Annotated in this window: 13 protein-coding genes; 7 read left to right on the top strand and 6 right to left on the bottom strand. The window is 63.3% G+C overall.

Features of this window, described 5'->3' with window-relative positions:
- The first annotated feature begins 721 nt into the window (after positions 1 to 721).
- The 3 genes from meaB to JQ553_RS15750 all read left to right on the top strand — a co-directional run bounded on the left by meaB (position 722) and on the right by JQ553_RS15750 (position 3,873).
- The gene (meaB, locus tag JQ553_RS15760) at positions 722 to 1,714 is read left to right on the top strand and encodes a methylmalonyl Co-A mutase-associated GTPase MeaB (protein ID WP_212500872.1); all 993 of its coding nucleotides are present in this window, start codon (positions 722 to 724) and stop codon (positions 1,712 to 1,714) included.
- The gene (locus tag JQ553_RS15755; protein ID WP_212500871.1) at positions 1,711 to 2,358 is read left to right on the top strand and encodes a pyroglutamyl-peptidase I; all 648 of its coding nucleotides are present in this window, start codon (positions 1,711 to 1,713) and stop codon (positions 2,356 to 2,358) included. Before meaB ends, JQ553_RS15755 begins: the two co-directional genes overlap by 4 nt.
- A gap of 144 nt (positions 2,359 to 2,502) precedes the next feature.
- Positions 2,503 to 3,873, top strand: coding sequence for a TIGR03808 family TAT-translocated repetitive protein (locus JQ553_RS15750; protein ID WP_212500938.1), 1,371 nt, complete (start codon positions 2,503 to 2,505; stop codon positions 3,871 to 3,873).
- A gap of 117 nt (positions 3,874 to 3,990) precedes the next feature.
- Here the strand turns inward: JQ553_RS15750 and JQ553_RS15745 are convergent, their stop codons facing one another.
- The 3 genes from JQ553_RS15745 to JQ553_RS15735 form a co-directional block, all read right to left on the bottom strand.
- Positions 3,991 to 4,479 (bottom strand): TIGR03809 family protein, encoded by a 489-nt coding sequence (locus JQ553_RS15745; protein WP_212500870.1) that lies wholly within the window; start codon positions 4,477 to 4,479, stop codon positions 3,991 to 3,993.
- Between the two features lie 820 nt (positions 4,480 to 5,299).
- On the bottom strand, positions 5,300 to 6,010 hold the full coding sequence (locus JQ553_RS15740) for a hypothetical protein (protein ID WP_212500869.1): 711 nt from the start codon (positions 6,008 to 6,010) through the stop codon (positions 5,300 to 5,302).
- Complete coding sequence (locus JQ553_RS15735; protein WP_212500868.1) at positions 6,007 to 6,576, bottom strand: sigma-70 family RNA polymerase sigma factor; 570 nt, start codon at positions 6,574 to 6,576, stop codon at positions 6,007 to 6,009. Before JQ553_RS15735 ends, JQ553_RS15740 begins: the two co-directional genes overlap by 4 nt.
- A gap of 416 nt (positions 6,577 to 6,992) precedes the next feature.
- On the opposite strand from JQ553_RS15735, the gene JQ553_RS15730 reads away from it, so the two are divergent.
- Together JQ553_RS15730 and JQ553_RS15725 are read left to right on the top strand one after the other, a co-directional pair.
- Positions 6,993 to 8,147, top strand: a complete 1,155-nt coding sequence (locus JQ553_RS15730; RefSeq protein ID WP_212500867.1) for a GGDEF domain-containing protein — start codon at positions 6,993 to 6,995, stop codon at positions 8,145 to 8,147.
- Between the two features lie 73 nt (positions 8,148 to 8,220).
- Positions 8,221 to 9,327 (top strand): DUF2336 domain-containing protein, encoded by a 1,107-nt coding sequence (locus JQ553_RS15725; protein WP_212500866.1) that lies wholly within the window; start codon positions 8,221 to 8,223, stop codon positions 9,325 to 9,327.
- Between the two features lie 153 nt (positions 9,328 to 9,480).
- On the opposite strand, the gene JQ553_RS15720 is transcribed toward JQ553_RS15725, so the two are convergent.
- Both JQ553_RS15720 and JQ553_RS15715 read right to left on the bottom strand, forming a co-directional pair.
- Positions 9,481 to 10,119 (bottom strand): NrsF family protein, encoded by a 639-nt coding sequence (locus tag JQ553_RS15720; RefSeq protein ID WP_212500865.1) that lies wholly within the window; start codon positions 10,117 to 10,119, stop codon positions 9,481 to 9,483.
- A 2-nt stretch (positions 10,120 to 10,121) separates the two neighbouring features.
- Complete coding sequence (locus tag JQ553_RS15715) at positions 10,122 to 10,667, bottom strand: sigma-70 family RNA polymerase sigma factor (RefSeq protein WP_212500864.1); 546 nt, start codon at positions 10,665 to 10,667, stop codon at positions 10,122 to 10,124.
- Positions 10,668 to 10,996: 329 nt separating this feature from the next.
- On the opposite strand from JQ553_RS15715, the gene JQ553_RS15710 reads away from it, so the two are divergent.
- Together JQ553_RS15710 and JQ553_RS15705 are read left to right on the top strand one after the other, a co-directional pair.
- Complete coding sequence (locus JQ553_RS15710) at positions 10,997 to 11,584, top strand: hypothetical protein (RefSeq protein ID WP_212500863.1); 588 nt, start codon at positions 10,997 to 10,999, stop codon at positions 11,582 to 11,584.
- Between the two features lie 135 nt (positions 11,585 to 11,719).
- Positions 11,720 to 12,499 (top strand): enoyl-CoA hydratase, encoded by a 780-nt coding sequence (locus JQ553_RS15705; RefSeq protein WP_212500862.1) that lies wholly within the window; start codon positions 11,720 to 11,722, stop codon positions 12,497 to 12,499.
- Here the strand turns inward: JQ553_RS15705 and JQ553_RS15700 are convergent.
- The gene (locus JQ553_RS15700) at positions 12,496 to 14,361 is read right to left on the bottom strand and encodes an acetyl-CoA hydrolase/transferase C-terminal domain-containing protein (protein WP_212500861.1); all 1,866 of its coding nucleotides are present in this window, start codon (positions 14,359 to 14,361) and stop codon (positions 12,496 to 12,498) included. The genes JQ553_RS15705 and JQ553_RS15700 overlap by 4 nt on opposite strands.
- Positions 14,362 to 14,363 lie beyond the last annotated feature (2 nt).

The following is a 14,363-nucleotide window of genomic DNA, read 5'->3' as shown; positions in this document are numbered from 1 at the left end:
GGCGAGTTGCGGACTCTAGTCCCGCGAACTCGGTGGACCACCGGATCGTCATCCACCATCGAGGCAGAATTCAGCAGCGCTATCGAGACCGGCGATTCGAGCTTATGTGATGACGGCGATGACCGCGCACTTCGGCACGCGCATTGTGTGCATTGGTCCCGGCATGAGGCGAAGATGCAACATTCGGCTTCGTATCCGGCAACTTCAAACCCTCGGTGAAGGGATCGCGATTCGGATATATTGCGCATTCCGCACACTGCGCAAACGCGTGAGACGTCGATACTATGGACGCTGAAGATACCGCAGCAAGTGTAAGTAATACCGCGAGCAGTTTTTTCTTGTAGTTCATGATCTTTCATTCTCCTGGCCCCCGGCGTTGAAGTGGCTCAATTCTTTTCGGAGGAATAGCCTGACTTCTAGTAGGGCTGATATGCGTGAGCGACGACCGGACTCGACCGAGACGCGCTAGAGTTGCTTGACACGGCGTGCCGCCCGTACACCTGCATTGACAACCATCCGTCTACGAATCAACGCGCCGCGTATCCGCTTTTCGAACGACATGCCTCCGGATGTTGCGGGGAATTACGACAAGGATGATCCGCGCTAGCATCGGCAGCACGTGACCCGATCCCGTCTGACGCGCACCCGATCCCGCATTCGGAACGGGATGGCGGCCTGCAGCCCCCTCGCCTGCGCCCGGCACCCGTTGTAAACCAAGGCCATGACCTCGCCGAAGACCGCCGCTCCCGACATCCACGCGCTCGCCAAGGATCTCCGTGCCGGCCACCGCGCCGCGCTGGCGCGGGCGATTACGCTGATCGAGAGCAGGCGGAGCGATCACCAGGCGGCAGCGCGGGATCTGGTGCAGGCGCTGCTGCCCGACACCGGCAAGGCGGTACGGGTCGGCATCACCGGCTCGCCCGGCGTCGGCAAGTCGACCACCATCGACGCGCTCGGCATGTTCCTGATCGAGCGCGGCCATAAGGTCGCGGTGCTGGCGGTCGATCCGTCCTCGGCACGCTCCGGCGGCTCGATCCTTGGCGACAAGACGCGGATGGCGCACCTCGCCGCCTCGGATCACGCCTATATTCGACCTTCGCCATCCTCCGGCACGCTCGGCGGCGTCGCCGCGAAGACGCGCGAGGCAATGCTGTTGTGTGAGTCCGCCGGTTTCGACGTGGTCCTGGTCGAGACTGTCGGCATCGGCCAGTCGGAGACCGCGGTGTGCGATATGACGGATTTCTTTCTTGCCCTGATGCTGCCTGGCGCCGGCGACGAGTTGCAGGGCATCAAGAAGGGCCTGGTCGAGCTTGCCGACATGATCGCGATCAACAAGGCCGACGGCGACAACGTCAAGCGCGCCAATCTCGCGGCGGCCGAGTATCGTAGCGCGCTGCACATTTTGACGCCACGCTCCGAGCATTGGCATCCGCCGGTCGAGATCTATTCGGCGCTGTCCGGCACGGGGCTCGACCGGCTCTGGCAGAAAATCCTCGACCACCGCGCGGCGATGAACGCTTCCGGCGAGTTCGCTGCGCGGCGCCGCGAGCAACAGGTGAAGTGGATGTGGTCGATGCTGGAGCAACGGATGATGGCGCGGCTGCGGGCCGACGCCGCAATCCGCGCCAAGGTCAAGAAGATGGAAGCCGAGGTTGCCGATGGCCGCGTCTCGCCGGCCGTCGCCGCCGAACAGATCGCGGAGATGCTGAAGTGAGCGGCGGGCTGCGCATCCTCGTCACCGGATTCGGTCCGTTCCCCGGGGCGCCATTCAACCCGACCATGCCGCTGGTGCAGCGGCTGACGGAGTTGCGGCGTCCCGCCTTCGATGGTGTCACGCTGACGAACCACATCTTCGACGTTACTTACGCAACCGTCGATCGCGAATTGCCGGCGCTCGTTGCCAGACATCGGCCGCAAGCGCTCTTGATGTTCGGCCTCGCCGGGCGCACCGCGCATCTGCGGATCGAGACCCGTGCGCGCAATGCCGTGACCACGCGCTTTCCCGATGCCGGCCGCCAGCACGCGCGAAAAGGATCGATCGTGGGTGGCGCCGATGCTCGGGTCTTCGGCCCGCATAGCGAAAAGCTGCTGCGCGCCGCGCGCGCCACCGCAATCGATGCTCGGCTGTCGCGCGACGCCGGCAGTTATCTCTGCAACTACCTGAGCTGGCGCGCGATCGAGGCGGTAAGCAAAGACGATGGCCTTCGTCTGGCGCAGTTCGTCCACGTTCCGCCGCTCGCCCATGACGGCAAGGCGGCGCGAGGCACGTCGCGCATCACGCTCGAGCAGCTTGTCGATGCCGGAGAGGCGATGCTGCTGGAGATAGTGAAACTGACGCGGCAAGCCACACTTGCTTGACCGATGCGCGCTGAACGCTGCACCCGCGATTAACCCTACCGCCAACAATCGCCGTGTTCTGCCCGCGCATTCACCATGCCACGCCGCATTCCGCGCTACGTATCAGGCGTGAACGTCGCGGTTCGCACCTCAGGGCCAAGTATCATGGACGTCAACCGCCGCCATCTTATCGGAGCGTCTGCAGCCGGCGTTGCCGGCGCGCTTGCCATCTCGCCTGACCCTGCGCGCGCGGCCCCATCCGTTGCCTCGCTCGGCCGCGATGTCACGCAATACGGCGTTCGCCCCGGAAGCCCCGACGATCAGACCCGGAACCTGCAGCGCGCGATCGATGAAGCCGCCCGCGCGCAAGTGCCCCTGGTGTTCCCGCCCGGCGTATACCGCACCGGCCTGCTGCGCCTCGCAGGCGGCAGCCAGTTGATCGGCGTGCGCGGCGCGACCAGGCTCGTCTTCAACGGCGGCCAGTCGATGCTGCTTGGCGAAGGCGCCGGCGGTATCGGCCTCATTGGCCTGACTCTCGACGGCGGCGGCGCGCCGCTGCCGACGCGGCGCGGCCTCGTGCATTGCCTGTCCGGCCGCGACATTCGTATCACCGATTGCGAATTCGCCGGCAGTGGCGGCAACGGCATCTGGTTCGAGCAGGTGTCGGGCGATGTCAGCAACAACATCTTCACCAATATCGCGACCACGGCGCTGGTGTCGTTCGATGCGCTCGGGCTGATGGTCTCGCGCAACACCATCAAGGGCACCAACGACAACGGCATCGAAATCCTGCGCACCGCGATCGGCGACGACGGCACGATCGTCGCCGACAACCGCATCGAGGACATCAAGGCCGGTCCCGGCGGCTCCGGACAGTACGGCAACGCCATCAACGCCTTCCGCGCCGGCAATGTGATCGTGCGCGGGAACCGCATCAGGAACTGCGACTATTCGGCCGTGCGCGGCAATTCGGCTTCCAACATCCATATCACCGACAACAGCGTCAGCGACGTCCGCGAGGTCGCGCTCTACTCGGAATTCTCGTTCGAGGCCGCCGTCATCGCCAACAATACGGTCGACGGCGCCGCGGTTGGCGTCTCGGTCTGCAATTTCAATGAAGGCGGTCGCATCGCGGTGGTCCAGGGCAACATCATCCGCAACCTGATCCCGAAAAGGCCAACCGGCACCGCACCCGATGACGATGCCGGAGTCGGCGTCTATGTCGAGGCTGACACCGCCGTCACCGGCAACGTGATCGAGAACGCGCCGTCATTCGGCATTGTCGCCGGCTGGGGCAAGTATCTGCGCGACGTCGCGATTACCGGGAACGTGATCCGCAATGCCTTTGTCGGCGTCGGCGTCTCGGTCGTGCCGGGCGCGGGCACGGCGCTGATCAACAACAACATGATCTCGGAAACCCCGCGCGGTGCTGTCGTTGGGCTCGATCACGCCCGCGCAATCACCACCGATCTGTCGGCCGGCGGCGCTCAACGTTACGCGCAATTGATGGTCGGCTCCAACGCCGTACGGCGGTAGAGCATTATCGGTTCTGATCGAATCTAAACCGAAACTCTGGATTTTTTGCTTTGACGCTTTCTTCACGCGAACCGGACTCCCACTTCGCTCGAAAACGCCACAGCAGAACTCATCCGCTCAGAGCGTGTTGCGCAACAGCGGATAACGCGCCTGGATTGAAGCAAGGTCGAGTACCGGCAGCGTGGGGATTTCCGGGGGTCGTGTATCGACGCGCTGCGGGGTTTCTTCCAGCAGCGCGGATGCCGTCTCCAGCGCGGCCGCGACGGCGGTCATGGTGGATTGAGCCAGAACAACCGGATCCGGCTGGCGTACTGGCATCCGTGCAGGCAAAGCGCCCCGCCGCGGCAACGACGACCGCCCGCGTCCGAGCCAAGACAGATCGATCGGCGAGTTGTCCAGCGAGGCCTCGCGAGACAGGAGTTGACGCCAGGTTTCGACCGCGGCCCTGGCTTCCCTGACGTTCTCGAGGAAAGCCTGTTCGCTATGATAGCGGCGCCAGCGGCCGGTTTCGAACAGTTCGGTGAGATATTCCAGCCGTTGCTCCGCCAGGCTGCACCAGCGCGCAACAATCTCGCGGCCTCTGGCCGCGTCGGTCCGATGTGTCATTCAACCAGCCCCGAAGGAGAGAGATGGACGCTGACGCAACCGAACCGAATCACCGCACATAGCGGAGATATTCTGTGGAAAAGATCAACAAAGTCTAACTAAATTCTTAATTGGCCGCCGGCGAAGAGGGAAGTCCGCAGCACTACGGGTTTCGGGCCTTTGCACAGACGAGGCCATCCCCTTGCGCGGCGCGCGAAGGACTTGTGTCGTTCTCGCAATTGGGCATGCCCTCCTCGGTTGTCACCGATAAGCGACCCCCAAAATGAAAGACCCGTCCGGGGGGACAACCGGACGGGTCAAAGCCATATGGGCGCTTGGGGTGGATGGGCGCTCGCGCCTGATATAGCCTATGGGGAGGGATAACCGCTCCCACACCAATTAAGTCGCGACAGCCTTCCGGACGTTCAAGCCCGCGGTGATTTTTTTGACCTGCCCGCGCGGGTTCCGCTCTCGCAACTTGAGGCTTTTCGCGCCGAAAATCACTGCGCAGCGGGGTGATTTGCGTCGTTTGTGGCGGATTTGTCCACGGACATCGATAGTGTGAAGTCGTTCGGCGTCGTGCTCACGGAAGTGTTATTGCCGGCTATCGTCTGCGGCTGCGGCGTCCGTTGCAAAGCCGCAGTCACTGGAACTGCGGAGGCGCCGCTCGCGGCAGTGACGGCGGTAAATGCATCCGCCCTGCCCGTCCCGAACCGATCATCGCGGCCCGGCGCGCGAGATCACGAGCGTACTGTCAGGGTCCTGCGGAACGTTGTTCGGCTTCACTGCCGGGTTGCGTTCCGGCGATGCCGCCGAGGTGCCTTCAGCACCACGCGAAGCGCTAGGGCGTTTCCGCCGCGAAGCTGACGATCTTTTCCTTCTGCAGCTTCGCGATCAGCGCTGCGACGTCGCTCTTGCCCATCACGCTGTTGCCGAGCTGGACGCGAAACAGACCGCCTTTGGCGCCGAGGATCGAAGCCTGATAGCTGTCGAGCAACGCGGTGATGTCGGAGATCTTCGCACTGGGGGTAAACCGCACCAGCATACGGGGAGGAGCGGCGACGGCGCCGCCAAAGTCACGGGTGATCGGCGCGTCGTGGTCGGTCATTTCGAGCGAGGCGGTCTGGAACGAAGCCGGCTCGCCCTTCATCAGCACCGCGCCGATCACGCCCGCCTGCAGCAACAGCGCGATCGCGCCGAGGCTTGCCGACCAGGCCAGCGTGCGTGGCGACAATTTTGCAAAAAACGCGGAAATACCAGCCGATATGCGCGACGACATCGTGGGCTTGTGCTGCGGTTCGGCATCGATCGCCGCGAACAGCTTCTGCATCGCGCGCGCCGAGGGCGCTCCCAGGCTCTCGTTGAGGTGAATGGTCTGTGCGAATTCGTCGCGAATGACCTCGAACTGCTTCGCCAACTCGGGATCGCGGGCGAGCGCCTCCTCGACACGGCGCGCGTCGCGCGCGTTCAACGTGCCGGCCGCATGCCATGGCAACAGCATCTCGATTTCGCTGGGCTCTTGATCCAGCATTTTCTTGTTCGCCGCCATCATGGCCAACCTCGCTCGATGCCGGCCGCCTTGAGCAGCTCGGCAAGTTTCTTGCGCGCGTAGAACAGACGAGTCTTCACCGTGTTCTCCGGAATGCCGACAATCTCAGCCACCTCTTCCACAGATTTCTCGTGATAGTAGACAAGATCGACTATCTCCCGGTGTTCCGCCGACAATGCCGTCAGGCACTTACGCAACGAGGCACCAGTATCCTTCTTCTGCACCGCCGTTTCCGGATCATCGGATTCATCCTCGATCGCGGTCGCAGCCTCGTCGTCCAATTCGACGTCCTTCCTGCGCCGCAGCGCGGACAACGCCTTGAACCGGGTAATCGCCAAGAGCCAGGTTGAAACAGCGGATCGACCCTCGAACTTGCCCGCCTGACGCCACACATCGAGGAAGACCTCGCTGATGAGGTCTTCCGCAACCTGTTCGTCACGCACAAGCCGGAGGCCGAAACGATAGACCCTGACATGGTGCCGTCCGTACAGCACCTGCATGGCGAGCCGGTCGCCTTGAGCGATCCGAGCGATCAGAACGTCGTCTGAAGCCGCCTGTGTCGCGCTCAATGGCCGTCTCGCAAGGTTGGTCGGAGGGGGATGGCGCGCGGTTCGACGCGCGAGACAAGATTCTTCACATTACGGCATTGTGCCAACCGCATGTGTGATCTGGACCACATTCGGGGGCCCGACCTGCAAAGATTCGGATGAAATTGAAAAAATGGTATCATAATACTGCAATACTTTCTCTGATATCGCACCGTGGGGCAACAATACCAACGCAGCACAGGCAAGCCACCACCGCTTGCCAAGGAGGCCATTGGACCAGCCTCGGGGATCCGATTCCGGCACCCTGTACGAGCGGATTTCCCTTGCGAAACAAGGACAATGGCCGGGTGCTAACGCAGCAGATTCGACGCCAAAAGATACCAAACCTAAAGGCTTTCCCACGTAGATTTTTGCCGAATTCCATTAATGGCGAAATCATGGGCAGCGCTGCGTCGTCGTTTCTCGGCCCGATCATGGGCGCTCTGGAAGGCGAAAGCGAGCGTTCCAGACTCACGGCGGACCGTCTGGCGCGCCGGGCCAAACAGCGGCGCCAGATCCAGTCGATGATCGGCCTCTGCTACGTGCTCGATGCCGTCGTGCTGCTGACCTACGCCTATGCCGGCACGACATCGGTTTCAGTCGCGACCGGCTATGCACTCGTTGGTCTCACTCTGGTCGCGGTCTACGTGCTGCTCTCGGAGCGCGGCTTCCACGAGCGCTTCCGCGACCATTATCTGGTCATGCCGCAATCGGCCATCAGCATGGTGAACCTGCTCGTGTTCACCTACATCGCGCCGGAGGTCGGCGTGCTGTTCCTCTGCAATCTCTTCGTGGTATTCGGCTTCGGCGCATTGCGCACCTCGGCACGCCAGACCGCCATCGTCTGGGTCGCCATGGTGCTGGGCCTGGCGGCATTGTTCCTTTGGTCCGACCGGCCGATCGGGATGCCGACCGGCACGAAGCTCGATCGTCTTGCCACCATGCTGGTGTTCGCGCTGACCATCGGACGCTGCATGTTCCTCGGAATGTTCTCGAGCGCCATGCAGCAATCGCTCTATCAGAGTGGGTTGAAGCTGAAGGAAGCCTACAAGCGCATCGAGGAGTTCGCCGAGCTCGATGAATTGACCGGCGCCGTCAACCGCCGCAGCATCATGCGCATGCTCGGCGAGGAGATCGCCCGCTGCACTCGCAACGGGAGCGACTGCGCGATCGCGCTGATCGACCTCGATCACTTCAAGCGCATCAACGACGTCTATGGCCACCCAACCGGCGACGAGGCGTTGCGGACCTTTGCGATCAGCGTGTTTGCCAACATCCGCAGCATCGACCGCTTCGGCCGCTATGGCGGCGAGGAATTTCTGCTGGTGCTGCCCGGCCTGTCGGAGGACCGCGCGATGGGCGTGCTCGAGCGGCTGCGCGCGATCGTCGCCGACCTCGACTGGAGCGCGTTTTCGCCGGGCATGAAGGTCACGATCTCCGCGGGCGTCACGACGCTCTGTCCCGGTGAGAGCTCCGATACATTGCTCGCGCGCGCCGACCGCGCTCTTTACACAGCCAAAGCACGGGGACGCAACCGCATCGCGAGTGCCTAAACCCACCTATTCTTCACAACCGGCGCTGGAGAAGCCGCCGCCGGCCAGCATGTTGATACTCCAGGACAGAGTCATGAGTTCGAAGTCAACGTCTGCCCCCGAAAGCCTGCTCGACGAGCTGCAGACCACGCTCGCCCACGGCACCGTCGCACGCCGCGTCGAGACGCTGCGTCGTGTCACCGACCTCTTCATCAACGGCTCGGTTGACTACTCGGGCGAGCAGATCGGGCTGTTCGACGACGTCTTTCAGTGCTTGCTCGACCATATCGAAAGCTCGGCCAAGGCATTGCTTGCCAACCGCCTCGCCCCGATCGACACCGCTCCCCCGCGGACGATCCGGACGCTCGCATTCGACGACCTGATCGAGGTGGCAGGCCCCGTGCTGGCGCAGTCGCCCCGACTCGATGATGACACCCTGATCGAGACCGCGCGCAGCAAGAGCCAGGCGCACCTCCTGGCGATTTCGACCCGGAAGGCGCTGAGCGGCGCCGTTACCGACGTGCTGGTGCTGCGCGGCAATGACGAGGTGATCCAGAGCACGGTCAACAATCCCGGCGCGGAATTCACCGAACGCGGCTACACCCGTCTGGTCAGCCGCGCGGAAGGTGACGACGATCTATCAACCTGCGTCGGCCTGCGTCCGAGCATACCGCGACATCTCTATCTCAAGCTGGTGGCGAAGGCCTCCGACACCGTGCGGCAGCGGCTCGAGGCCGCCAACCCACAGCAGGCGAAGGATATCCCGACGGCGGTGAAGGAAGCGACGCGGCGCGCGCAATCGGCGCCCGGCGCCGTCACTCGCGACACCACCATCGCGCATGCGCTTGTCAGATCGCTCTACGAGGACGGCCGGCTCGACGAATTCCAGCTCGCCTCGTTTGCTGAGGCCGGCAAGTTCGACGAGACCAATGCCTCGCTCGCCGCGCTAGCCAATGTCTCCGTCACGATCGCCGAAAACATGATGATCGAGACCCGCGCCGAGGGCGTGATGATCCTCGCCAAGGTGTCGGGCCTCTCATGGTCGACCGTGCGGGCGATTATCGATCTGCGCGACGAGATTTCAGGCGGCCAGCCGACCGACCTGCTGGCTTGCAAGGAGACCTATGAGCGGCTGCGGCCCTCGACCGCACAGCAGGTGCTGCGCTTCCATCGCATGCAACAATCCGCGCCCGCGGCCTAGAAACGCGATCGGTTTTTCCCCCGACAAACGCGTAGCGTTTGCGCGGAGATCATCCTCCCAAAAAAGCTGGGAGCGGAATGATGATTCATCCTCACCTCATCGCTTTCCAAGGCGCAGTCTAAAGCGCAATGATGGGATCAACCTGGTCGCGTTTCAGTATCTCAGAACCCGCGCTCCCGCGAACGCACCGATCGCAGCGACAAGCGTGGTTGCGATCGTGTACCAGGTCGCGACAAACAGCGGCGAATCATCCGTGCAGTGCGATGCATAGAGCGTCGCCGCCAACCCAGCCGACATCATGCCGGCGATCGCGCCGGCCACTGCAGGGCGGGCCGGTGCACCCTGTCGCAGACCGTACAGCGCAGCCGCGAGCAGCGGCATAGCCATCGCGGGAATCGCGGACATGCACACCCGCGAATTCTGACCGACTAGGCGTACCATCATCGGCACGCGCTGCGGCATCATCATCTCGCCGCTGATCCCGGCGGCGAGGATACCGGCCGGGACCAGCAACCACCAGCCAAAGCTGCTCAGCGAAGATTCGGGCCGCGACAGATACAGACTCACCGCGGCGGCAGAGATCGCAAGCGCCAGCGTCACCGCGAATTTCAGGCAGAAGAACGGATTGCCCATCGCGGTCATCACGTCGGGACGAACGCCGAGCTCGGTGAAGAACATCAGCAGCGAGATCGGAGCCGCCGCGAGCAGCGCCAGCATCAGCGCGAGGCCGACCGGCCGCCCGCGATACGCATTGTCCGCCGCGATCGTTCTAATGAGTTGATCGGTATCCATGCTCATCTGTCCCGCAGTTTCGCCGTCAGGTTTGCCAGACCGCGATGTAGCGCCACCCGCACAGCGCCTTCGCTCATCGAAAGCTTTGCCGCCGTGTCCCTGATCGAGACGCTATCGACCGCGATCGACTGCAGCACGTCGCGCTGGCGCGCGGGCAAGGTCTGCAGTTGGGTCGCGACCTCACTCGCCGACGCGGTCGGTTCAGCGACCTCGCCCGGCAACGTCTCGGCGAAATCATCGATATTGACGAAAATCCGTTTGCCGCGGCGGCGCAGCGCATCGATCACCTTGTTGCGCGCAATCGCAAACAGCCACGGCGCGAATGGAGCGTTCGTATCCCAGGTGTGCCGCTTCAAGTGCACCGCCAGCAAAATATCCTGCACGATATCCTCGGATTGATCGACCGGCTGTCCGGCCCGCGCCAGACCGCGGCGCGCGACCGCACGGAGCACCGGCGTGACGGCTTTGAGTAGACGATGGTACGCCGCACCGTCGCCTGAAATGGCCGACCGCATCAGGCCGGTCCACTCGTCCTCACGTTCGCGCACGCACGCTCCTGAGTTCAGTTCGGTCGGCATTTCAATTTGTTACGGTGACCGGAGGATCACGAAATCGTGATATCGACCGCCAGTGCGACAGCATCGGCGACCGGCTTTCAGAGAATCGTCTTGGCCGGTTCCGCCAGCTTTGGCTCATAACATCGATCGGGCGAACACGCACAGTGATCCGGCCACCAACCAGGTCCACGGCCAGATTTGCCCAGTTTTCGCCGCGCGCGACTCGAAGATTCCCTTTTTCCGCCCCGGTGTAGACACGCAGCGGGGTCTCATTTCGAGCCCGAACGGGGCAAATGGGGAGAAAACGGGGAGATTATCAAATGAAAATCAAAGCCAGCGGGCGCGTGGCCTTGATGATTGCGACCGGGCTCTTCGTCTGTTTCGCCGGGCCGTTGCCCGCGAGCGCAGCAGGTTCGGACACCACCGCATCGAAATCCGACGGTGCGACGGACGGCAAATCCGTCGACCAGAATTCTCGGCAGGGCAAGCGCGACGCGCATCGCAAGTCCCCCGAAAGCACAAAAGCCGCCGTCAAGGACGCCGGCAAGGACAATGCGAACAAGAAGCCGTCTGCCGCCATTCCGGCCTCTGTCGCCAACGCCAACGCACAACTGACTTCCGCTGATGCGGCAGCGGGCGGCACCGCAGCGATGTCCGCGGACGCGGCCTCCGACGGCAACGTGGTCGCCGCCGACCAGTTGAACGATCTCGATCGCGCCGTGCAGGAGACACAATCGGCGGAGCAACAGGCGTCGCAAACCCCTGCGGCCGAGCAGCAGACCGTGGCGATGGTTCTGGCGAGCGGCGATAGCACGAGCTTGGACCGGACGTCATTGATCGGGAAGATTTTTATCGGCTTCGGCGCACTGCTCACCGTGGCCTCCGCCGCGCGCATGCTCATGGCGTAGCCGGGTAATTTTTCGCGGGCTAAGGCGCGGCTAACCGCCCGTCGCCGCGGTGGTCCAACACCTCCTTTCGGCCACTTGAAGCCCATCCCGCCAGCGGGCACATTGCCCGCCAAATCAGGCACGGGGTGTGCGTCAATGGCTACGTTCGAATTCATCATTGTCGAAAGCAAGGGACCGGTCGGCCTCATCACGCTCAACCGGCCGAAAATGCTGAACGCGTTGTCGTTCGGCGTGTTCCGCGAGATCGCCGCCGCGGTCGATGATCTCGATGCCGACGACCAGATCGGCTGCCTGCTGATCACCGGAAGCGAGAAGGCCTTTGCGGCCGGCGCCGACATCAAGGAGATGCAGCCCAAGGGCTTCATCGACATGTTCAACAGCGACTTCGCGTCGATCGGCGGCGACCGGATCGCCAAGTGCCGCAAGCCGACAATCGCAGCGGTCGCAGGCTATGCGCTCGGCGGCGGTTGCGAACTCGCGATGATGTGCGACATCATCATCGCCGCCGACACCGCCAAGTTCGGTCAGCCGGAGATTACGCTTGGAACCATTCCGGGGATCGGCGGCACGCAACGCTTGACGCGGGCGATCGGCAAATCCAAGGCGATGGATCTGTGCCTCACCGGTCGCACGATGGACGCCGCCGAAGCTGAACGCTCGGGCCTCGTGTCCCGCATCGTTCCCGCCGACAGGCTGATGGAAGAGGCCCTCGCCGTGGCCGAGAAGATCGCCTCGATGTCGCGTCCGGCCGCGGCAATGGCCAAGGAGGCGATCAACCGCGCCTTCGAGACGCCGCTGTCGGAAGGCATGAATGTCGAGCGCAACCTGTTCCACTCGACCTTCGCGCTGGAAGATCGCGCCGAGGGCATGGCCGCCTTCATTGAGAAGCGCAAGCCGGTCAACAAGAACCGCTAACGCACGGCTCGGCTGCGCGCCAGCGCTGCGCTAACGAGCGCGCGATAGACGCGCTCGGCGACGAACGTGGGCTTGTCGAGACCGAGGCGCGCCAGGCATTCGCGGTCGGCGGCATCGGGCGGATGGGTCATTCCCTGCCACAGCAGACCGGGAAGTTGCAGCGGCGCGCGCTGCGCCTCCCGCAACAATTGCAGGGCTGGAATCAGTCGCTGCTCGACCTCGGTGAAATCACTGCCGAACGGAAATGACGGCAACAGCCCCGCCTCGCGCGCCGGCCCGAGCGCATCGCGGATGCGCTCGGGATAGTTTTCGCGGTGGGCGGCTGGAATCTCGAAAGTCCGAGGCAGCTTCCCGGCCTCCTTGGCCTGCCCCATCAATTCGTCTTGGAAGCGGGAATCCGAGACCTGCAGCATCGCCGCGATGACGTCGGCGTCGGATTTCCCGCGCACGTCGGCCACACCATATTCGGTGACGAAGACATCGCGCAGGTGCCGCGGAATGGTTTCGTGACCATAGCTCCATCGGATGTTCGAACGCGCGGCTCTGCCGGCCGCGTGGATTGCTTCCAACGCGAGCACCGAGCGCGCATCTTGAAGCGCGAATGCCTGCGCCACAAAATTGTATTGGCCGCCGACGCCGCTCACGACCTGGCCGTTCTCGAGACCGTCCGATATCGCAGCTCCCAACAGCGTCGCCATCATCGCATTGTTGACGAAACGAGCGTCGACGCGACCGCGGCGCTTGGCATCTGCGTCAGCGAAGATTTCATTGGTGAAGGACACCGGCATCATCTGGATCCGCGCGAGTTGCTCGGGCGGCATCTCTCGCAGCGCGCGATAGAACGACTTCGGACCAAGGAAGAACGCACCGTGCAGGATCGCACCGTCGACCTCGCGCTTGAGGATACCGGCATCGATCAGGCCGAGAAATGCCTCGAACAGCATTTCGCTGACGCCGTAGAGGCCTTTCTCGAACGGTGCAGTTTCCACCGAGGCGAGTTGAGTGGTCCCGGGCGAAAGCCGCTTCACGATGTCGCGAAACTGCGCGTTGTCACGATGACGCAGGATGAGTCCCTGCGCCAGCGCGTCACCGATCTGGCCGATACCGATCTGCAGCGTGCCGCCGTCGCGCACCAGCCCCGCGGCGTGCAGCCCGATTGCGTATTTGGTGTCGCTGATCGGCTCGGAGGGCGGCGCAAACAGCGGAAAATCGGTGTCGGGGCTGTCGAGTACGGCGGCAAATTCATCCGCCGGAAGATCGCCGGCCCCCGGCATAAAGGGCAGCTCGGAATTGACCTGGGCGATCAGACTAAACGATGCGCGCCCCTCGCTGCGCGCGCGTAGGACCTCAAGTGTCGTGTCGGTGTTGCAGCTCAGGCTGTAGCGCGTTACGCCATCGGTCACGCGCTTGGCAACGAGCTGGGTCACGACATTGAGCCCGCGCGACAGCAGGTAAGACACCGCGTGAGTATAGTTGGCCGAGATGTAATGCTGTTGCGCGGACGGGGAGTGCAACCATCGTCCCGCCAAAAAGAAGAACTCGATCACCTTGATGTTGGGCGGCAAGGCTTCGGCCCGCAGCGCGTCCGTATAAGCGAGATCGGGATAATCGCCAAACAGGCGATCGATGACCGGGCTTATGAAGCGCCGCTCCAGCAGGTTCTTCGGCTTCGGCTTCTCCAGCGTCAGCGCGGACAGCAATGTGAGGTTGATGGAGCGGTCGGCAGCGGCCCGCGCATAGAGCGCGTTGATGACGTGATTGGCCTTGCCCAAGCCGAGCGGCAACCCGACCACGAGATCGCTCCCGACGTTACGGATGATGTCTTCCGCGAGCGCCCTGGGATCGGAGAAAATCTTCGGCATCG

The sequence above is a fragment of the Bradyrhizobium lablabi genome, from assembly GCF_018131005.1.
Taxonomy (GTDB): Bacteria; Pseudomonadota; Alphaproteobacteria; order Rhizobiales; family Xanthobacteraceae; genus Bradyrhizobium; species Bradyrhizobium lablabi_D.
The sequence above is the reverse complement of the archived record's forward strand: the minus strand, read 5'-3'. Positions and strand labels throughout refer to the sequence as shown.